We start from the raw sequence: 18887 nt of genomic DNA, 5'->3' as shown, positions 1-18887 counted from the left end.
ACACGGCGACGCGGGAAGTTGGGCCGCAGCGGAGGGCGGCCCCAAGATGCTCTGACGGAGCGCGCGGGCGGAAACGCGCCGCCGGGGAGGGACGGAACGATGGCGCACGCGGGATTCTCTACGCGACAGGTGCACGGTGCACGAGCGCGCGCGGCCGATCCCCGCGCCACACCCATCTACCTCACGGCGGGGTTCCGCTTCGAGGGCTTCGACGACGCGGCGGCGCTCTTCGGCGGCGCCGACGGATTCGCGTACACGAGGGTCGGAAATCCGACGGTCGACCAGGTCGAGCGCACGCTGGCGGATCTGGAGGGCGGGACTCGGGCGCTGCTCGTCGCCTCCGGACAGGCAGCGACCACGATCGCCCTCCTCAGCCTCGTGTCCGCCGGGGGACACATCCTCGCCTCGACCCACATCTACGAGGGCACGCGAGGACTCCTGCGCGACAACCTCGAGCGGTTCGGCATCGAGGTCGACTTCGTCGACGACATCGACGATCCCCTCGCCTGGGAAGCCGGCATCCGTCCGCACACGCGCGCGCTCTTCGCCGAGTCGATCTCGAACGCCGCGGGTCGCGTGCTCGACGTGGCCGCCGTGGCGGCTGTGGGCCGCCGCCACGGGATCGCCGTCGTCGTGGACAGCACCTTCGCCACGCCCTACCTCCTCCGCCCCATCGAGCACGGCGCCGATGTCGTGGTGCACTCGGCGAGCAAGTTCCTCGCCGGACACGGCAGCGTGCTCGGCGGAGTGATCGTCGACAGCGGACGGTTCGATCCGGTCGCGGCGGCGGAGCACTACCCGCACCTGGTGACCCGCGGCCGGGACGGACGGCCGAGCGCGGCCGAGCGCGCCGGCGGCGACGCGCGCATCGCCTACGCCCGCGACGAGCTCGCGCCGCGGTTCGGACCGACCCCGTCGCCGCTGAATGCGTTCCTCATCGGGCAGGGGCTCGAGACGCTGAGCCTGCGCGTGGAGCGCCAGAGCGCCACAGCCCTCACCGTCGCCCGATGGCTCGCCGCGCACCCGTCGGTCGAGCGCGTCGATCATCCCGGGCTCCCCGATCACCCCTCGCATGATCTCGCCCGCCGCTACCTGCCGGACGGGGCGGGGTCGGTCTTCACGGTGACCCTCGCCGCCGACGACGGCGTCGCAGCGGCGCGCCGCTTCATCGAGGCGCTCGGGCTCATCACACACATGACGCACCTCGGCGATGTGCGCTCGCTGGCTCTGCACCCCGCGTCCACCAGCCACGCCCACCTGACCGACGGCGAGCGCGCCGCCGTCGGGGTGCATCCCGGCACCGTGCGCCTGTCGATCGGCATCGAGGACGTCGACGACCTGATCGCCGACCTCTCCCGTGCGCTGTCAGCGGCGGCGGAGGCGGACCCCGTGCACGGAGGTCCGACGGCGCTCGAGCGGATGCCGGCGGACCGGGTGCCGGCGGATCGGGTGCCGGCGTGAGTCGCCTGCAGCACTTCGGCTGGTTCCTCGCCCGCGGGTTCGGTCCTCACGGCTGGGGCCACCCGTATCTCGACTGGGACTGGCGCTGGACCGCTCCCGAGCTGTACCAGCAGTCCGCGCGCGAACTCGAGCGGGCGGGGTTCGACTTCCTCCTGATCGAGGATGCCCCGTCCCTGGGCTCACCCGAGACGATCGACCTGCGCGTCCGTCACGCGTTCGGCGGACCCAAGCACGATCCGCTGCTCCTCGCTCCCTACCTCTTCCAGGCGACGCAGCACCTCGGGGTGATCCCCACCGTCAACCCCGCCGCGACGCTGCCCTACACCGCCGCGCGCCAGTTCGCGACGCTCCAGCACCTCAGCGATCACCGGCTGGGACTCAACGTCGTCACCGACACCGGCAGTGCGCGGCACTTCGGGGACGCCCCGCCGCTCGCACACGACGCCGCGTACGATCGCGCCGAGGAGTGGCTCGGCGCCTTGCGCGCGCTCTGGCGCAGCTGGCAGGACGGCGCGCTCGTGACAGACCCGGTCTCCGGCGTCTACGCGGACGGCCATCGGATGGAGGCGGTCCGCCACCGCGGGGAGTACTACTCGTTCGACGGGCCGCTCAACGCGCTGCCCTTCGACCGCGGCGACCCGGTGATCGCCTCGCCGGGCGGCTCCGGACGCGGACTCGCTTTCGCGGGGGCGAACTCCGACATCCAGCTCGCGCTCGCGCCGCTCACCGAGGCGAGCGTCCGCGACTACCGTGCGCGCATCCACCGCGCCGCGGCGGAACGCGGACGGGCGGCATCCGACATCCGCATCCTCTTCGCGATCCAGCCGGTGCTCGTGGCGAGTGCGGGGGAGGCCGACCGGCTCGTCGCGGCCTCCGCGCACTCCGACGACGCGGCGCTGCACGAGATCGCACGCCGACAGTCCAGCGACCTCGAGACGGATCTGACGGCCCTCGATCTGGAGGCGCCCCTGCCCGCCGGGATATTCGGGGAGCACGTCTCGCAGGGCAGCGTCCGTCGCCTCGTCGGCGATCGCGACGTCGCCACCGCACCGCTGCGCGCACACCTGACTGCGCTGTCGACCCTGGGGCGCATCTCCGACCGGTCCGGCTTCGTCGGCACCGCCGACGAGTTCGCCGACCTCGTCGAAGAGCTCGGCGAGTGGGGCAACGACGGCATCCTCCTGTGGGGGGATCTGCACCCGGTCACCGTGCATCGGATGCTGGACGAGCTCGTGCCGATCCTCCGGCGTCGCGGCATCCTGCGTCGGGAGTTCGTCCCGGGCGGGCTGCACGCGAACCTCCGGGCCTTCTGAGGTCGACGCGCCCGGGCGGGTGGAGGATGCCGAACGCCCCCGGCGCGCTGTGCGCGGGCCGGGGGCGTTCGGACCTCTCCGAGGAGGTCGGTGTCAGACGAGACCGTTCTCCGACAGCCACGCGGCAGCGATGTCGGGCGTCGATTCCTGGTCCTCGGTGCTCTGGACGTTCAGGGCGACGAGGCCTTCGGGGGTCAGCGCCGCGCTCACCTCGTTGAGGATCTCGGCCGCACCGTCGGGCAGCTCACCGCTGACGACCGGGACGACGTTCGAGGCCAGGAACAGGCCCTCGGGGTCCTCGAGCACGACGAGGTCGCCGGTCTGGATGCGCGGGTCGGCGGTGAAGATGTTCGCGACCTGGATCGTGTTCGCCTCGAGCGCCTCGAAAGTGGTGTCGGCGGTGGGGGAGAACTCCACCGTCACGCCGTAGACCTCCTCGAGTCCGGCCGGGCCGTACGGGCGCTCGGCGAGCTCCGGCGGTCCGCCCAGGGTGATCGGGCCGGCTGCATCGGCGAGGTCGCCGATCTCGACCAGTCCGTTCTCCTCCGCGAAGGCGGCGGTCACGGTGTAGGAGTCCTGATCGGTCGCCGTGGACTGGTCGAGGACGCTCAGGCCCTCCGGGAGGGCGTCGGGGAGCGCCGCGTAGACCTCGTCCGCGGTGCGCGCCTCGGTCTCGGGGTCGAAGTACTGCAGGAGGTTGCCCGAGTACTCCGGGAACAGCGTGATCTCACCCGACTCCAGGGCTGAGATGTACGCGTCGCGCTGGCCCGAGTTGAAGGCGTCGCGCGACACCTCGAACCCGCCGTTCTCCAGCGCCTGAGCATAGATCTCGGCGATGATCTCGTTGGAGTAGTAGGCCTGGGAGCCGATGACGATCGTCTCGCTGGTCTCGCCTCCGGCGCCGGAGTCGTCGGTCTCGGGGGCGAGCGGGTCGCTGGACGCGCACCCGGCAGCGACGAGCGACACACCGGTCAGGAGCGCCGCCGCCAGGGCGAGACGGGACTTCTTTGCTGTGAACATGTGATTTTCCTCTGTTGTGTGATGGTGCGGGGAAGGGGACGATCAGGCGGTCGCGGCGCGGCGGGCCGAGCGCGCGGGACCGGAATGGTGGCGGGTGGCGGCGCGGATGCCGGCGGGCGTGGCCACGCGCTGCCACAGGGCGAAGAGCCCGTCGAGCACGAGCGCGAGGGCGGCGACGAGGATCGCACCGCCGAGGACGATGTCGAAGCGGCGGAGCGGGATGCCGGCGATGATGTACTGCCCGAGCCCGCCGAGGTTGACGTAGGCGGCGATGGTGACGGTCGCCACGACCTGGAGGGTCGCCGCGCGCAGTCCCGCCACGAGGAGGGGGAGCCCGAGCGGCACCTCCACGCGCCACAGCACCTGCCACGGCGTCATCCCCATCGCGCGGGCAGCGTCGATGACCTTCCGGTCGATCGCCTCGAACCCGGCGTAGGCCCCGGCGAGGATCGAGGGGATCGCGAGCAGGACGAACGTGATGACCGCCGCCTCGGCGCTCCGCAGCACGCCCAGGAGGAGGACGAGGAGGATCAGCAGGCCGAATGACGGGATCGCCCGGGCGGCCCCCGAGATCGCCACGGCGATGTCGCGCCCCTTGCCGGTATGGCCGATGGCCCACCCGGCCGGAACGGCGATCAGGGCGGCGACGAGCACCGAGATCACGGTGAACCACAGATGTTCGCCCAGGGCGACCGGGATCGGGGCGAGTCCGCGGCCCGGGTCGCCGGAGAAGATCCAGGCGAAGGCCTCGAGGATGAGGTTCACGCGACGCTCACCTCCAGGGGCACGGCACCGCGACGCGCCCGGCGACGCTGCGCGCGTGTCCACGGCATCGTCACGCGTCCGGCGGCGACGAGCACGAGGTCGATGACCACCGCGATGAGGACCACCGCGACGATTCCGGCGACGACCTCCGCGATGATGCGACGCTGCAGGCCGTTGGTGAAGAGGTAGCCGAGGTTGGTGATGCCCACGAGCGCGCCCACGGTCGCGACGGCGATCGTGCTGACCGCCGTGACGCGCAGGCCCGCGAGGATCACCGGCCCGGCGAGGGGGAAGTCGACCGCGAAGAAGCGTCGCACCGTGCCGTAGCCCATCGCCGTCGCCGACAGCCGGACCGCCGGGTCGACGGCGTCCAGGCCGTCAGCGACGGAGCGGACCATCAGCGCGACGGCGTAGATGGTCAGCGCGAAGATGAGGTTCAACTCCGACCGGTAGAGCGTCCCGAGCACGACGGGCAGGATCGGCAGCAGCGCGAGGGAGGGGATCGTGTAGAGCAGGCCGGTGACGGTCAGGATGCCGCCGCGAAGCCGGGTGAACCGCCACGCGACCCACCCGATCGGCACCGCGACGAGAAACCCCAGGACGATGGCGATCAGCGACTGACGGAGGTGCACCACCGTCAGCTCCCAGATGAGGTCCAGGTTGTTCAGGACCCAGGTCATGGGAGGTCTCCCACGATCGCTCCCTGCGTGCGTCCGGCGCTGTCGACCACCACCGTTCCGCGATCGGTCTTCTTCAGCGTCAGCGCGCGCGATCCGCGGTCGACGCCGATGAAGCTCGCGACGAAGTCCGTCGCCGGATTCTCGATGATCTCGCTGGGGGATCCGACCTGGGCGATCTTCGCGCCCTTCTCGAGGATCACGACCTGATCTCCCAGGAGGAAGGCTTCGTCGATGTCGTGGGTGACGAACACGACGGTCTTCCCCAGTTCGCTCTGCAGGCGGATGAGCTCCTGCTGCAGGTCGGTGCGGACGATGGGGTCCACCGCGCCGAACGGCTCGTCCATCAGAAGGATGTTCGGGTCGGCGGCGAGCCCCCGTGCCACGCCGACGCGCTGCTGCTGGCCCCCGGAAAGCTGGCTCGGGTACCGATCGGCGAGCGCGCGGTCGAGGCCCACGGTGTCCATGAGCTCCAGGGCGCGCTCCCGCGCCCTCTTCCGAGGCGTCCCCTCGAGGACGGGGACGGTCGTGATGTTCTCCACGACGGTGAAGTGGGGCATGAGGCCGGAGTTCTGCATCACGTACCCGATGCTGCGGCGGAGCCGCACGGCATCCTTGTCCAGCACGCTCTCGTCGTCGATGGCGATGTCGCCGCCGGAGGGATCGACCATGCGGTTGATCATGCGCAGCAGCGTGGTCTTGCCGCACCCCGAGGAGCCGACGAAGACGGTGGTCTTGTGGGCGGGGATGACGAGGTCGAAGGCGTCGACGGCGACGGTGCCATCGGGGAATCTCTTGGTGACGGAGCGGAACTCGATCGACATACGGGCCCTTTCCGGAGCGTGGGGACAGCAAACCACACGGGACGGACACCCCGCCCCCCTTGACACAACACAGCGTCATACGCCAGGCCCGGAGCGGACGGAATCGCCGCAGCTAGGCTCGGACCACCCTCGGAAGGAGTCCCCATGTCTCGCGTCCTGCTCATCGGCGGCCACGGAAAGATCGCCCTGCTGCTCGAACCCCTGCTCGCCGACCGCGGCGACACCGTCACCGCCGTCATCCGCAATCCCGATCACGAGAGCGACGTCGCCGCGACCGGCGCGACGCCCCTCGTGGCCGACGTGCAGTCCTTCGACCTCGACCAGCTGACCAACCTGGTCAGCGGCAACGATGCGGTCGTCTGGGCCGCCGGTGCCGGTGGGGGCGACCCCGAGCGCACGCGCGCGGTGGACCGGGATGCCGCGATCCGCTCCATCGACGCCGCCGTGGCCGCGGGGGTCCGCCGCTACGTGATGGTGTCGTACTTCGGAGCGGGCCCCGACCACGGCGTCCCCGAGGACAACGACTTCTACGCCTACGCCGAGGCCAAGGCCGCGGCCGACACGCATCTGAGGGGCAGCGGACTCGACTACACGATCGTCGCGCCCAGCGCCCTCACCCTCGACGAGCCCACGGGGCGCATCGACGTCCGCGCCCAGGACTCCGGCTCCGTCGCGCGCGCCGACGTGGCCGCGGTGATCGCCGCCGTCCTCGCGGACGACCGGACGATCGGGTACACGATCTCGTTCAACACCGGCGACCAGCCGATCGCCGATGCGGTCGCCGACGCCGCATCGTGACCGGGCGGGTCCTCGCGGACGGCGCGATCGTCCGCGCCGCGGTACCGGACGATGCTCCCGGCATCCTGACCTGCATCCAGGCGCTCGCGGTGTACGAGCGGGAGCCGGATGCCGTGGAGAACACCGTCGAGGCGCTGACCGAGACGCTCTTCGGCGCGGACCCGCGTGCGTTCGCGCACGTGGTCGAGCGGGACGGCGAGGTCAAGGGCATCGCGGTCTGGTTCCTCACCTACTCCACGTGGACCGGCCGTCACGGCATCTGGCTCGAGGACCTCTTCGTGCACGAGTCCGAGCGCGGACGCGGGTACGGCAAGAGCCTCCTCGCCGCGCTCGCCGCGGTCTGCGCCGAGCGCGGCTACCCGCGACTGGAGTGGACGGTGCTGGACTGGAATACTCCGGCCGTGGAGTTCTACCGCGCGATCGGCGCCGAGCCGATGAGCGAGTGGACCACGCAGCGGATGACCGGGGACCGGCTCGCCGCCCTCGCGGCGGTGAACGGCTCCCGCGACTGAGAGGAAGCGATCGCATGGTGCAGGTCCGCGTGGCGGGGGTCGCCCTCGATGCCGCCCAACAGCACGTCATCCTCCTGAAGCCCCTCGACGACCTTCCGGGGGAGGGGCGCATCCTGCCGATCTGGATCGGGGCGCAGGAGGCGACCTCGATCCTCGTCGCCGTGGAGGGTGCGCCGGTGCCGCGTCCCCTCGCGCACGATCTCATGCGCGAGATCCTCGACACCCTCGGGGCGACGGTCGATCATGTCGAGGTGACGCGCATCGACGAGGGCACGTACTACGCCGACGTGGTCCTCGACACCCCGGTGGGCTCCCGCGTGGTCGATGCCCGACCGTCGGATGCCGTGGCTCTCGCCTCCCGGACCGGAGCGTCGATCTTCGTGGCCGACGAGGTGCTGGCCGAGGCCGGGGTGATCGACACGGTCACGGGCGAGGACGAGGACGGCGTGCCGCTCGACGCGGAGGAGAGCGTCGACGAGTTCAAGCGCTTCCTGGAGGACGTCGACCCCGACGACTTCCGGGGCTGATCCGGTTCATGTGCGCGGCGGTCACGGCCGCAGGAAACCGGCGGCGCGGATGAGGGCGTCCGGCTCCACCCGGTAGTACGCCCAGCGTCCTCTCTGCTCCCGTGACACGAGGCCGGCCTCGCCCAAGAGGCGCATGTGGTGGGAGACGGTCGGCTGCGACAGGCCCACCGGGGCGGTCAGGTCGCAGATGCACGCCTCCCCGTCCTCGGAGGCGGCGATGAGCGAGATCAGCCGCACCCGGGTGGGATCGCCGAGCGCCTTGAAGATGCGCGCGATCGGCTCGGCATCCGTGGCGGAGAGGGCGTCGGCGCTCGGCGTGGCGCACGATGCGCGGTCGAGGGGCACGAGAGGGAGAGCGGAGGCCATACCTGATGGTGACATATCTATTGACATCTGTCGATGTATCGATGATCCTCGATGCATGGTTGACGCTCGATACGCCCACCCGCACCCCTCCCCCCTCCCGGTCGTCGTGATCGGCGCGGGACCCCAGGGGCTCGCCGCCGCCGCTCATCTCACCGAGCGCGGCGTGCCGTTCCTCCTGCTCGAGGCGGGCGCGGGCCCCGCGTCCGCCGTCGCGGAGTGGGAGCACGTGCGCCTCTTCTCCGCGTGGCCGGAGCTGATCGATGCGGCTGCCGCGCGCCATCTGACCGCACGGGGCTGGGAGGCGCCGACCTCCGGCTACCCCACGGGGGCGCAGTGGATCTCGGGCTACCTCGCGCCGCTCGCGGACGCACTGTCCGCCCGCATCCGCTACGACGCGCGCGTCACCGGTGTCTCCCGCCTCGGCCGAGATCGGCTGGTCGACGCCGGTCGCGGCGACCAGCCGTTCGTCGTCCACACGGTGTCCGCAGACGGGGCCGAGGAGAGGATCCTCGCCCGCGCGGTCGTCGATGCCTCCGGGACGTGGTCATCGCCCAGTCCCGCGGGTGCGGACGGTCTGCCGGCGATCGGCGAGGCGGCCGCCGCCGACCTCCTGTCGTACCGGATCCCGGATTTCCGCGATCGCATCGGTTTCGAAGGGCGGCACACCGTGGTGATCGGGTCCGGTCACTCCGCCATCACCGCCGTCCTCGCCCTTTCGCGGATGGCGCGCCGAGACCCCGGTACGCGTGTGACCTGGGCGCTGCGCCGCGCCGACGCGGGCGGCGCGTACGGCGGTGGCGCCGGTGACGAGCTCCCGGCCCGCGGAGCGCTCGGCGAGCGTGCGCGCGACGCCGTCGGCGCCGGGCTCGTCGATCTGGTCACGGCGTTCCGTGTCGAACGCATCGGGCGCGACGGTGAGCGGGCAGTGCTCATCGCCGAGGACGGACGTACGCTCACCGCCGACCGGGTCGTCGTGCTGACCGGGTTCCGACCCGATCTGTCGTTTCTCGGCGAGCTGCGCCTGGATCTCGACCCCACGCTCCAGGCGCCGCGCCGCATCGCGACCGAGATCGACCCCAACGTCCACTCCTGCGGCTCGGTCGCCGCCACCGGCGCGGCCGATCTCGCTCAGCCCGAACCCGATTTCTACCTCGTCGGGGCGAAGTCGTACGGTCGGGCGCCGACGTTCCTCGCGCTCACCGGCTATGAGCAGGTGCGCAGCGTCGTCGCCGAACTCGCGGGCGATCGCGCGGCTGCCCGGCGCGTGGACCTCGTCCTCCCCGACACCGGCGTGTGCGGCGGGGCAGGGCTGTTCGATGCTCCGGCGGCAACGGCGGAGGGGGGCGGCGGATGCTGCTCGGTGCCGGCTGCAGCGGCATCAGGTGTGCTCCAGATCGGGCGCGCACCCGCGCAGGTGTGAGCGGCCCGCGGGCTCAGTGCGACAGGATCTCCGCGCCGATGCGTGCTCGGACCGCCTCGCGAAGGGGGCGAACGGCATCGAGATCCCACGCCTCCGGGTTGGGGAAGCTCCACTCGAGCAGCTCTCCGCGCACCGGTGCGGGCAAGCTCAGCCCCGGCTTCATCAGCACCACGACGTCGGCATCCTCGAGGTCCTGAGCCGTGACGGCGCGCGGCATGCGATCCGTGATGTCGAGGCCGAGCTCGGCCACGCTCGCCGCGACAGCGGCATTGACCTCGCCCGCGGGGGACAGCCCGGCCGAGACAGCGGTGAACTGCTCGCCGCCGTCGAGCTCGAGGAGGGCCGCGCCGAGCTGGGAGCGGCCGGCGTTGTGCTGGCAGATGAACAGGACGACGGGTGTGCGGCTCATGACCGGGTGGCTTCCGTTTCGGCGGATGGGGCCGTCACCGGGGACGGTGCGGCGACGGGGAAGAGCAGGCGCACGACGAGCAGTCCGACGGCGGCGCCGACCACCTGCGCCCCGATGAACGCCGGAGCGGACGCGGGTGCGATGCCGGCGAACGTGTCGCTGAACATGCGCCCGATCGTGATGGCCGGGTTGGCGAAGCTCGTCGACGACGTGAAGAAGTACGCACCGCCGATGTAGGCGCCGACCGCAGGCGCAGCCCACGCCGAGCGTCCCGTGCGCACGAGCGCGAAGATGACGGTGATGAGGCCGGCGGTCGCCACGACCTCCGACAGCAGGAGGTTCACCGCGGAGCGGTCGGTCGTGCTCCACGCGATCGCGGGCACGTCGAACAGGAGGTTCGCCAGCACCGCGCCGGTGATGCAGCCGACGATCTGCGCGGGGAGGTAGCCCGCCGCCGTCGCCCACGACCGGCGGTGCAGCAGGATGTCGACCAGGGTCACGACCGGGTTGAAGTGCGCGCCGGACACCGGGGCGAAGACGAGGATGAGCACGGTGAGTCCGAACGCCGTCGCGAGGGCGTTCTCGAGCAGCTGCAGGCCGGTGTCGCCCGGGGAGAGGCTCTGGGCGGCGATCCCGGAACCGATGACGACGACGGCGAGTCCGGCGCTGCCGAGGAACTCGCCGATCAGGGCGCGGACGGAGGGCGTCATGCGAGGACGCGGAACGGATGATCGGGCACGCATAGACCATAGTCGATGTTTCCGGCGCGGATAGACTGCCGTCTATGGATTCCGTCGAGCAGGTGCGCGCGCTCGGCGATCCGACGCGCATGCGCATCCTCGCCCTGATCCGGACCGCGCCCGACGGGCGTGCGCTCGTCGGCGATCTCGCCCGTGCGCTCGACCTCCGGCAGCCCACCGTCAGTCATCACATGAAGGCCCTGGCCTCCGCGGGCATCGTGCGCCGCGCGCCGGACGGACGGCGCGTCTGGTACTCCATCGCGCCGGAGGTCGCGGATCGAGTCGACGCGCTCCTCGGGGCGGACGGGGTGGCCGAGGGTGCCCCGGTGCCCGATCTGGACCGCATCGCGAGCGATCTCGACACGCGCTTCCGGGGGGTGTTCGCGCCCGAGACGGTGCGCGCCGTGGTCGCTGAGAGCTACGATCTGCTCGCCGCCGCGGGGTCTCGGCCACTCCTCGCCAGCCGATCGGCGTCCTTCGCCGCATCACGGCTGGAGGCGCTCGCTCGAGTCGGCGACGCCGTCGACGGGAACGCGGATGACGTTCCGACGGTGCTCTTCGTGTGCGTCCAGAACGCGGGCCGTTCGCAGATGGCCGGGGCGATCCTCCGGCGGCTGGCGGGGGACGCCGTGCGTGTCCGGACCGCCGGCTCCCGTCCTTCCGGAGAGGTGCGATCGGCGATCGCGATGACGCTGGATGAGATCGGGGTGGCGCTGGAGGGCGAGTTCCCCAAGCCTCTCACCGATGAGGCGGTGCGCGCCGCCGATGTCGTCATCACTATGGGATGCGGCGACGCCTGCCCGGTCTACCCGGGGCGCCGATACCTGGACTGGGACCTCGAAGACCCCGTGGGGGCATCTCCGGCGCGCATCCGCGCGATCCGCGACGACATCGAGGAGCGGGTGCGGGGGCTCGTGCGCGAGCTCCTCTCCGATCGTTCTCCCGCCGTTCACCCAATTGATAGATGACGGTCTATGCTTTTCTCGAGAGAAAGCGAGACCTCATGACCGCCACCCCCACCGTCCTCTTCGTCTGCGTCCACAACGCCGGACGCTCCCAGATGGCTGCCGGCTACCTGCGCGAGCTCGGGCGCGGTGAGATCGAGGTCCTGTCCGCCGGTTCTGCGCCGAAGGACGCGATCAACCCCGTCGCCGTCGAGGTCATGGCGGAGGAGGGCATCGACATCGCCGCGAACACGCCCAAGGTTCTGACGGTCGAGGCCGTCAAGGAGTCCGACGTCGTCATCACGATGGGGTGCGGCGACGCGTGCCCGATCTTCCCCGGCAAGCGCTACGAGGACTGGGAGCTCGACGACCCGGCCGGTCAGGGCATCGACGCCGTCCGGCCCATCCGCGACGAGATCCGGCGCCGCGTCGAGGCGCTCGTGGCCGACCTCCTCCCCGCTCGGACCGCCTGATGAACGCCGGGCCCGGGCAGGCGCCGCTCCTGTCTCCGGATGCCGTCCTCCACCGCGCGGCGGAGCGCCTGGCCCATCAGTTCGCCGGGATGGTCAGCGAGGAGACCGTCGAGCGCGTCGTCTACGAGTCGTACACGGCCCTCGGGCGCACCGCGCGGGTCTCGACCCATCTCGCCGCGCTCGCGGAGAAGTTCGCGCGCGACCGGCTCACCGCTCTCGCGCAGTCCCGCGGGCTGATCGTCACGACGGTTCCCGAGGTGCTGTACGTCTGCGTGCAGAACTCCGGACGCTCGCAGATGGCCGCGGCGCTCACGCGCCACATCGCGGGAGACCGGGTGCACGTCCGCTCGGCGGGCTCGCAGCCGGGGGAGGGGATCCTCCCGACCGTCGTAGAGGCGCTCGCCGAGATCGGCATCGACGTCTCCGAGGAGTTCCCGAAGCCCCTCACCGACGACGTGGTGCGCGCCGCCGACGCGGTCGTGACGATGGGCTGCGGAGACGCGTGTCCCGTGTATCCGGGCAAGCGGTACCTGGATTGGGAGCTGACCGACCCCGCCGGCCTCTCGCTCGCGGAGGTCCGCGTCGTCCGCGACGACATCCGCGCGCGGATCGTGACGCTGCTCGACGAACTCGGCGCTCCGGGAGAGGTCGCCGCGGGCGTCTGATCGGAGCTGTCGTCCAGCGTGCTCCGGTAAGATGGCGCGGTGCGATTCCTGCGTGTGACGACGACCCCGGCCCCCGCGCCGGCGTTCTCGGTTCCGCTGCACACGGGCACCAACGGCTACATCTCCCGCTGGGGCGCGAACCTGTCCGGCAGCGCGCCGGCATCCCGCCTCCGGTAGGCGCCGGCTCGGGGTCATCGCACGCGTGGCGAGATGGCCGCATCCCGACCGGTGAAGTCATGACGGATGAGGTACGCGGATGCTGTGGGCATCTCTGATTCTTGTCGGCGCCACGTGCGCCGTCGCCGCCCCTGTCGCGCGCGTCGCGGGCCGGGCCGCCGGATGGTGGCTCGCACTTCCCCTGATCGCCGCGGCCGCGATGCTGGCGACGCTCGGGTCCGGAACGGTGTGGGTGCCGTGGATGCCGACCCTCGGGGTCGGGTTCGGCCTGCGCCTGGACGGGCTGTCGCTGCTGTTCTCGCTGATCGTGCTGGTGATCGGCGCACTGGTGCTGATCTATTCGGCCCGCTATCTGCCGAAGGGCCCGAACGCGTCGTTCTTCGTGCTGATGACCGGCTTCGCCGCCGCGATGCTGCTCCTCGTCCTCGCCGACGACCTCGTGCTGATGTTCGTGGCGTGGGAGGCGACGACCCTCTGCTCGTTCTTCCTCATCGCCCGCTCCGGCAGGGACGCGCGTGAACCGGCGATCCGCACGCTTCTCGTCACCGCCGCCGGGGGCCTGAGCCTCCTCGCCGCGGTCGTGGTGATGTGGGTGGGGACGGGCACGACCCGGATCACCGACGTCCTCGTCTCCGACGCCTGGGCACAGCCGGGCTTCGCCATTCCGGTGGCGCTGCTCCTGGCCGGCGCGGTCTTCACCAAGTCCGCCCAGTTCCCGTTCCAGGCGTGGCTGCCCGACTCCATGGTCGCCATCACCCCGGTCTCGGCGTACCTGCACGCCGCGGCGATGGTCAAGGCCGGCATCTACCTCGCCCTGCTGTTCTCCCCGGCCCTCGCCGGGGAGCTCGTCTGGTCGGCGCTCCTCATCACCTCGGGTCTCATCACGGCCGTCTTCGGCGCCGTCACCGCCCTCCGCCAGACCGATCTGAAGGCGCTCCTCGCCTACTCCACGATCAGTCAGCTGGGGCTCCTCGTCGCCATGATCGGCGTCGGCACCCCCGAAGCCCTCACCGCCGCCGTCGTCCACACCGTCGCCCACGCCCTGTTCAAGGCGGCGCTCTTCATGCTCATCGGGGTCATCGACCACGAGGCCGGCACCCGCGACATCCGCGAGCTGGCGAACCTCCGAATCCGGATGCCGATCACCATCGGCGCGCTCGCCCTCGCCGCGGCGTCCATGGCCGGCATCCCGCCGCTGCTCGGGTTCGTCAGCAAGGAGTCGATGTTCGCGGCCTTCATCGAGGCGCCGGGGCCCGTGTGGTTCCCGGTGGTGCTCACGATCGTCGGAGCCCTCACCGCGGTGTTCACCTTCGCGTACTCCGGCCGCATCGTCCTCGGAGCCCTCGGCGGGCGCACCGCCCCCCGCGCCATCCCCGAAGCTCCGGCGCTCTTCTGGGGCGCTCCCGGACTCCTCGCCGCCGCCGGTCTCGTCCTGGGGATCCTGCCCTTCCTGCTCGACGACCTCGTCGCCGCAGGCGCGACCTCGTCGGTCGGGGCTCCCGTGGATGCGTATCTCGAGCTCTGGCACGGGTTCAACCTCCCGCTCGCCGTATCGGCCGCCGTCATCGCGCTCGGAACGGCGATGGTCGTCGGCCGCGCGCGCGTGGAGCGCGTGACCGATCGCCTGCGCTCGCCGGTCTCGGGGCTGGCCGCCGTCGACGCCACGCGCGCGGGCATCATCCGCTTCGGCGGGCTGGTGGGACGCACGACCGGCACGACGAAGCCCGCGCTGCACCTCGGCATCCCCGTCGCCGTCCTCATCGTGATCGCCGCGGTCGGCGTCTTCACGATCCCGCGACTGCCCGAGGTGGTCGGCGACCCGACCGAGCCGATCGACTGGCTACTGCTCGCCCTCGTCGCGGCGGGGACGATCGCCGCGGTCCGCGCCCGCACGCGGATCGCCGCGGTCGTGGTGACCGGTGTGGTGGGGACCAGCATGACGGTGTGGTTCTTCGTCCTCGGGGCCGCCGACGTCGCGATGACCCAGCTGCTCGTCGAGATCCTCACCGTCTGCGTCATGGTGCTGCTGCTGCGCCGCCTCCCGCGCGAATTCGCGCCGTCGCGGGCGAAGCGCCGTCGGATCCTCCCCGCAGCCCTCGCCCTCGGTGCGGGAGCCGCCACGACCCTGGGTGTCTGGGCGCTCACCGGGCGTCGCGAGATGTCGCCGGCGGCGGAGTTCTACCTCAGCGAGGGGGAGACGCTCACCGGCGGGGCGAACATCGTCAACACGATCCTGGTGGACTTCCGCGCGTTCGACACCCTCGGCGAGCTCACGGTGCTCGGGGCCGCGGGCATCGCCATCGCCGCGCTGCTCTACTCGCGCCGGCCGACCCCCGTGCGGTCGTCCCGGCTCCTGCGCGGCACCCCGCTGTCGGATGCCGCGCACAACAGCGTCTTCGTCCGCACCGTCGCGCGCGTCCTGGTGCCGGCGATCGTGCTCCTCTCCGTCATCCTCCTCGTCCGGGGCCACCAGGAGCCGGGCGGCGGGTTCATCGCCGCCCTGATCGGCGGTGCCGGATTCGCGCTGCTCTACCTCGCCGCCCCGAGCGAGTCGGCCGCGCGGATCCGCTGGCCGTTCCTCGCCCTCATCGGGGCGGGCATCGTGATCGGCACGGGAACGGGTCTGCTCGGGTACTTCGACGGCTCATTCCTCCGGCCGCTGAGCGTCGACATCCTCGGGACGAAGCTGACCACCGCGCTCGTGTTCGACGTGGGCGTCTACCTCGCCGTCGTCGGCGTCGTGCTGACCGCGCTGAACCTCCTCGGTCGACAGCACCACACCGAGCGTGAGGAGGGCGGATCCGACTCCGATCCGAGACCCGGTGATGCTGTGAAACCCGACCGCGACTCGAGAAAGGTGGCCTCGCGATGACCGTCGCCCTCACCGCCGGCATCCTCGTCGCCGGCGCCGTCTACCTCTTCCTGCAGCGCGAGATGCTGCGGGTGATCCTCGGCTTCATCCTGCTCGGCAACGCCGCGAACCTCGTCCTGCTGGCCGCGGGCGGCACCGCGCGTCGCGGCGAGCCGTTCGGCACCCCGGCGGACCCGAGCACGATCGCCGATCCGCTGCCGCAGGCGTTCGTGCTGACCGCGATCGTGATCGCGTTCTCCATCACGATCTTCATGCTCGTCCTCGCCGTCACCGGTCGGAACGACGACGACACCTCCGACGGCACCGAGCCGGACGAGGATGGCGACTCCGTGGCGGAGGACGACGGCGTGCACCCGGACGAGGTCGTCGCCGCCGAGAAGGGGATCACCTCGTGAGCGCCGCCCTTCTTCCGCTTTTCGCCGGCCTGCCGATGATCATCGCCGGCGTCCTCGCCTTCACCCCGACCCGTCGTCACATCCACGTCATCGTGATGATGGTGACGATCGCCGCCTCGACGGCGGGCGGCATCCTGCTCATCCTCGACTTCCTCGACGGCGGCGCGATCGCGCACGGTGTCGGCGGATGGGTCGCGGGAATCGCGATCCCCTTCGCCGCCGACATGTTCACGGCCCTCATGCTCACCGTCACCGGCATCCTGTCGCTCACGTGCGCGTGGTTCGCCGTCGCGTCCGGCCGCGCGCAGTCGCGATTCTTCGCTCCGATGCTGCTGGTGCTCCTCGCCGGTGTGAACGGCGCGCTGCTGACGGCTGACCTGTTCAACCTCTTCGTCTTCATCGAGGTCATGCTCCTGCCCTCGTACGGGCTGTTCCTGCTGGCGGCGCCCGACCGCGCGCCGATCCGTCGGATCGCCGGCGCGCGCCTGTACGTGACGATCAACCTGCTCACCTCGACCGTGTTCCTCATCGGCGTCGGGTTCCTGTACGGCACCGCCGGCACCGTGAACATCGCGGAGCTGTCGGGCATGGCCGCCGCCGACGAGACCGTCGCCATCGCCACCGCCGTGTGTCTGTTCGCGCTCGGGATCAAGGCCGCCGTAGTGCCGGTGCACGGTTGGCTCGCCCGCGCCTACCCCACGACCTCGCCGGCGATCACCGCCCTCTTCTCGGGGCTGCACACCAAGGTCGCGATCTTCGCCATCTACCGCGTGTACGCGGTCGTCTTCGACGGCGACCCGCGATTCCTCTGGATCGGGATCGCGGTGTTCGCCGTGACCATGGTCGTCGGCGTGCTCGGGGCGGTGGGGGAGAACACCAGTCGGTCGATCCTGGCGTTCCACATGGTCAGTCAGATCGGCTACATCCTCCTCGGGGTCGCGCTGTTCACCCCGCTCGGTCTCGTCGCGGGCATCTTCTACCTCCTGCACCACATGATCGTGAAGGCGTCGCTGTTCCTCTCGACCGGCGCGGTGGAGGTCCGCTACGGCACCGACAAGCTCGGCGCGTTCCGGGGCGTGGCCAAGACCGAGCCGCTCATCGCCGCGGCGTTCTTCGTCGCTGCTCTGTCGCTGGCGGGGCTCCCGCCCTTCTCCGGGTTCGTCGCGAAGCTCTCCCTCATCGTCGCCGCGCAGGATGCCGGCGAGATCGTGGCGGTCGTCGTGATGATCCTCGTGAGCCTGGTGACCCTCCTGTCCATGCTGAAGATCTGGTCGGGGATGTTCTGGGGCTCGCGCGCCAAGGAGGCCGACGCGTCGATCGACGCGGCTCCGGATGCCACGGCATCCGCGTCCGGTGGGGGCGTCGACACACGCACCCGTACCCGGCCCCGCATCGGCGCGTCGCTCGCGGCTCCGGCCATCGTGCTCGCCGTCATCACCCTCGGACTCGGGCTCGGAGCGGAACTGCTCCTCGGGCTCGCGCAGATCGCCGCGGACGGCCTGCTCGACACCTCCTCCTACGTCGAGGCGGTGCTCGGATCATGACGCAGCTCACCACCTGGCTCACGTGGCCCTTCCGCCTCCTCGGATTCGTGGCGTGGTTCACCAAGGAGGTCATCGTCGCCAACATCGCCGTCCTCCGCGACAACCTGACGCCCGGGCAGGATTCCGCGCCGGGCATCGCGCGGGTTCCCACGCGGTGCGCCACCGACGTCGAGCTCACCGCGCTGGCGGCGCTGGTCACCCTGACCCCCGGCACCCTCACCCTCGGCACGACGATCGAGCCCCGCACCCACGCGCGCGTGCTCTTCGTGCACGGAATGTACTCCGACGGCCCGGACGCCCTGCGCGCCGAGGTCGGTCGGATCGAGGATCACCTCCTGCGCGCCCTCCGTCGGAAGGGGGACCCCCGATGATCGGCCTCGACATCGCCATCGGCATCCTGGCCCTGTCCATGCTCGTGACGACGTACCGGATGCTGACCGGTCCCGACGACGCGGACCGCGTCGTCGCCGCCGACCTTCTGCTCTTCGGCGCCGTCGGGCTGATCGCGGTCATCGGCGTACGGGTGGCGGCCACGTACGCGTTCGACATCGTGCTCGTAGCGACGGTGGTCGGCTTCCTCGCCGCCCTCTCGCTCGCCCGGGCGCTGACGAGGGGGAAGCGATGAGCGAGATCCTGGCCGTTCTCGGCAACGTCTTCGTCGTCCTCGGAGCCCTCGTCTTCGCCACGGCGGCGCTCGGCGTCATGCGCTTTCCGGACGCCTTCACGCGGGTCTCGGCTGTCGGCACCGCCGGGGGGCTCGGCATCGCGCTCGTGGTGGGCGGGGCCTTCCTCGTGCAGCCGTCGGTGCCCGACCTCGTGAAGGTCGTCCTCGCGATCGCGATGCAGCTCACCACCTCCGCGGTCGGGAGCATCGCCATCGCACGGGCGGCGTACCTCTCGCGCTCGCCGCGCCGGCGGCTCGGCTACGACGAGCTCACGCCGGACGAGGACGCGACCGACGGGAGCGGCGCGCCGAGATGATCGC

The 18887-nt window shown here is 71.3% G+C and carries 23 protein-coding genes; 16 read left to right on the top strand and 7 right to left on the bottom strand.

Annotation, left to right across the window (positions count from 1 at the left end; genetic code table 11):
* Positions 1-99 precede the first annotated feature (99 nt).
* Both ABXJ56_RS02215 and ABXJ56_RS02210 read left to right on the top strand, forming a co-directional pair.
* The gene (locus tag ABXJ56_RS02215) at positions 100-1461 is read left to right on the top strand and encodes an O-acetylhomoserine aminocarboxypropyltransferase/cysteine synthase family protein (RefSeq protein ID WP_353998105.1); all 1362 of its coding nucleotides are present in this window, start codon (positions 100-102) and stop codon (positions 1459-1461) included.
* A complete protein-coding gene (locus ABXJ56_RS02210) occupies positions 1458-2774 on the top strand; it encodes an LLM class flavin-dependent oxidoreductase (RefSeq protein ID WP_353998104.1) in 1317 nt (438 codons plus the stop codon). Before ABXJ56_RS02215 ends, ABXJ56_RS02210 begins: the two co-directional genes overlap by 4 nt.
* A gap of 93 nt (positions 2775-2867) precedes the next feature.
* Here ABXJ56_RS02210 and ABXJ56_RS02205 read toward each other — a convergent pair whose 3' ends face one another.
* Genes ABXJ56_RS02205 through ABXJ56_RS02190 form a run of 4 tightly spaced genes read right to left on the bottom strand, consistent with a single transcriptional unit; the run spans position 2868 to position 6060 of the window.
* Positions 2868-3794, bottom strand: coding sequence for an ABC transporter substrate-binding protein (locus ABXJ56_RS02205; RefSeq protein ID WP_353998103.1), 927 nt, complete (start codon positions 3792-3794; stop codon positions 2868-2870).
* 42 nt (positions 3795-3836) lie between these two features.
* Positions 3837-4559 (bottom strand): ABC transporter permease, encoded by a 723-nt coding sequence (locus tag ABXJ56_RS02200; protein ID WP_353998102.1) that lies wholly within the window; start codon positions 4557-4559, stop codon positions 3837-3839.
* Entirely contained in the window at positions 4556-5239 is a 684-nt protein-coding gene (locus ABXJ56_RS02195) for an ABC transporter permease (protein WP_353998101.1), read from the bottom strand. Before ABXJ56_RS02195 ends, ABXJ56_RS02200 begins: the two co-directional genes overlap by 4 nt.
* Positions 5236-6060 (bottom strand): ABC transporter ATP-binding protein, encoded by an 825-nt coding sequence (locus ABXJ56_RS02190; RefSeq protein WP_353998100.1) that lies wholly within the window; start codon positions 6058-6060, stop codon positions 5236-5238. Before ABXJ56_RS02190 ends, ABXJ56_RS02195 begins: the two co-directional genes overlap by 4 nt.
* Before the next feature lie 144 nt (positions 6061-6204).
* Between ABXJ56_RS02190 and ABXJ56_RS02185 the strand changes: the two genes are divergently transcribed.
* The 3 genes from ABXJ56_RS02185 to ABXJ56_RS02175 are packed head-to-tail and all read left to right on the top strand — an operon-like array spanning position 6205 to position 7897.
* On the top strand, positions 6205-6858 hold the full coding sequence (locus tag ABXJ56_RS02185) for an NAD(P)H-binding protein (protein ID WP_353998099.1): 654 nt from the start codon (positions 6205-6207) through the stop codon (positions 6856-6858).
* Positions 6855-7370: a GNAT family N-acetyltransferase gene (locus tag ABXJ56_RS02180; RefSeq protein ID WP_353998098.1), complete on the top strand. Its 516-nt coding sequence runs from the start codon at positions 6855-6857 to the stop codon at positions 7368-7370. The genes ABXJ56_RS02185 and ABXJ56_RS02180 overlap by 4 nt, the downstream gene beginning before the upstream one ends.
* Positions 7371-7384: 14 nt before the next feature.
* The gene (locus ABXJ56_RS02175; RefSeq protein WP_353998097.1) at positions 7385-7897 is read left to right on the top strand and encodes a bifunctional nuclease family protein; all 513 of its coding nucleotides are present in this window, start codon (positions 7385-7387) and stop codon (positions 7895-7897) included.
* A 21-nt stretch (positions 7898-7918) separates the two neighbouring features.
* Here the strand turns inward: ABXJ56_RS02175 and ABXJ56_RS02170 are convergent, their stop codons facing one another.
* Positions 7919-8263: an ArsR/SmtB family transcription factor gene (locus tag ABXJ56_RS02170; RefSeq protein ID WP_353998096.1), complete on the bottom strand. Its 345-nt coding sequence runs from the start codon at positions 8261-8263 to the stop codon at positions 7919-7921.
* Between the two features lie 55 nt (positions 8264-8318).
* Between ABXJ56_RS02170 and ABXJ56_RS02165 the strand changes: the two genes are divergently transcribed.
* Positions 8319-9683: an NAD(P)-binding domain-containing protein gene (locus ABXJ56_RS02165; protein WP_353998095.1), complete on the top strand. Its 1365-nt coding sequence runs from the start codon at positions 8319-8321 to the stop codon at positions 9681-9683.
* 13 nt (positions 9684-9696) lie between these two features.
* Here the strand turns inward: ABXJ56_RS02165 and ABXJ56_RS02160 are convergent, their stop codons facing one another.
* Together ABXJ56_RS02160 and ABXJ56_RS02155 are read right to left on the bottom strand one after the other, a co-directional pair.
* Complete coding sequence (locus ABXJ56_RS02160) at positions 9697-10092, bottom strand: low molecular weight phosphatase family protein (protein WP_353998094.1); 396 nt, start codon at positions 10090-10092, stop codon at positions 9697-9699.
* The gene (locus tag ABXJ56_RS02155) at positions 10089-10802 is read right to left on the bottom strand and encodes an MIP/aquaporin family protein (protein WP_353998093.1); all 714 of its coding nucleotides are present in this window, start codon (positions 10800-10802) and stop codon (positions 10089-10091) included. Before ABXJ56_RS02155 ends, ABXJ56_RS02160 begins: the two co-directional genes overlap by 4 nt.
* A gap of 74 nt (positions 10803-10876) precedes the next feature.
* On the opposite strand from ABXJ56_RS02155, the gene ABXJ56_RS02150 reads away from it, so the two are divergent.
* The 10 genes from ABXJ56_RS02150 (at position 10877) to ABXJ56_RS02105 (ending at position 18883) form a co-directional block, all read left to right on the top strand.
* The gene (locus ABXJ56_RS02150) at positions 10877-11800 is read left to right on the top strand and encodes a metalloregulator ArsR/SmtB family transcription factor (RefSeq protein ID WP_353998092.1); all 924 of its coding nucleotides are present in this window, start codon (positions 10877-10879) and stop codon (positions 11798-11800) included.
* A gap of 35 nt (positions 11801-11835) precedes the next feature.
* A complete protein-coding gene (locus tag ABXJ56_RS02145) occupies positions 11836-12249 on the top strand; it encodes an arsenate reductase ArsC (RefSeq protein ID WP_353998091.1) in 414 nt (137 codons plus the stop codon).
* Positions 12249-12914, top strand: a complete 666-nt coding sequence (locus ABXJ56_RS02140) for an arsenate reductase ArsC (RefSeq protein ID WP_353998090.1) — start codon at positions 12249-12251, stop codon at positions 12912-12914. Before ABXJ56_RS02145 ends, ABXJ56_RS02140 begins: the two co-directional genes overlap by 1 nt.
* A gap of 39 nt (positions 12915-12953) precedes the next feature.
* Positions 12954-13091: a hypothetical protein gene (locus ABXJ56_RS02135; RefSeq protein WP_353998089.1), complete on the top strand. Its 138-nt coding sequence runs from the start codon at positions 12954-12956 to the stop codon at positions 13089-13091.
* A gap of 79 nt (positions 13092-13170) precedes the next feature.
* Positions 13171-15963 (top strand): DUF4040 family protein, encoded by a 2793-nt coding sequence (locus ABXJ56_RS02130; protein WP_353998088.1) that lies wholly within the window; start codon positions 13171-13173, stop codon positions 15961-15963.
* Positions 15960-16358 carry a cation:proton antiporter subunit C gene (locus ABXJ56_RS02125; RefSeq protein ID WP_353998087.1) on the top strand — a complete coding sequence of 133 codons (399 nt, stop codon included), beginning with the start codon at positions 15960-15962 and terminating at the stop codon, positions 16356-16358. Before ABXJ56_RS02130 ends, ABXJ56_RS02125 begins: the two co-directional genes overlap by 4 nt.
* Positions 16355-17902 (top strand): monovalent cation/H+ antiporter subunit D family protein, encoded by a 1548-nt coding sequence (locus ABXJ56_RS02120; protein ID WP_353998086.1) that lies wholly within the window; start codon positions 16355-16357, stop codon positions 17900-17902. Before ABXJ56_RS02125 ends, ABXJ56_RS02120 begins: the two co-directional genes overlap by 4 nt.
* Positions 17899-18273, top strand: a complete 375-nt coding sequence (locus tag ABXJ56_RS02115; RefSeq protein WP_353998085.1) for a Na+/H+ antiporter subunit E — start codon at positions 17899-17901, stop codon at positions 18271-18273. The genes ABXJ56_RS02120 and ABXJ56_RS02115 overlap by 4 nt, the downstream gene beginning before the upstream one ends.
* On the top strand, positions 18270-18527 hold the full coding sequence (locus ABXJ56_RS02110) for a monovalent cation/H+ antiporter complex subunit F (protein ID WP_053547851.1): 258 nt from the start codon (positions 18270-18272) through the stop codon (positions 18525-18527). The genes ABXJ56_RS02115 and ABXJ56_RS02110 overlap by 4 nt, the downstream gene beginning before the upstream one ends.
* The gene (locus tag ABXJ56_RS02105) at positions 18524-18883 is read left to right on the top strand and encodes a cation:proton antiporter (RefSeq protein WP_353998084.1); all 360 of its coding nucleotides are present in this window, start codon (positions 18524-18526) and stop codon (positions 18881-18883) included. The genes ABXJ56_RS02110 and ABXJ56_RS02105 overlap by 4 nt, the downstream gene beginning before the upstream one ends.
* Positions 18884-18887 lie beyond the last annotated feature (4 nt).

The organism is Microbacterium aurantiacum (assembly GCF_040532595.1).
In the GTDB taxonomy this organism is placed as follows: Bacteria; Actinomycetota; Actinomycetes; order Actinomycetales; family Microbacteriaceae; genus Microbacterium; species Microbacterium chocolatum_B.
Note: the sequence above shows the minus strand (reverse complement) of the source record. Positions and strands in the feature narration are given on the sequence as shown.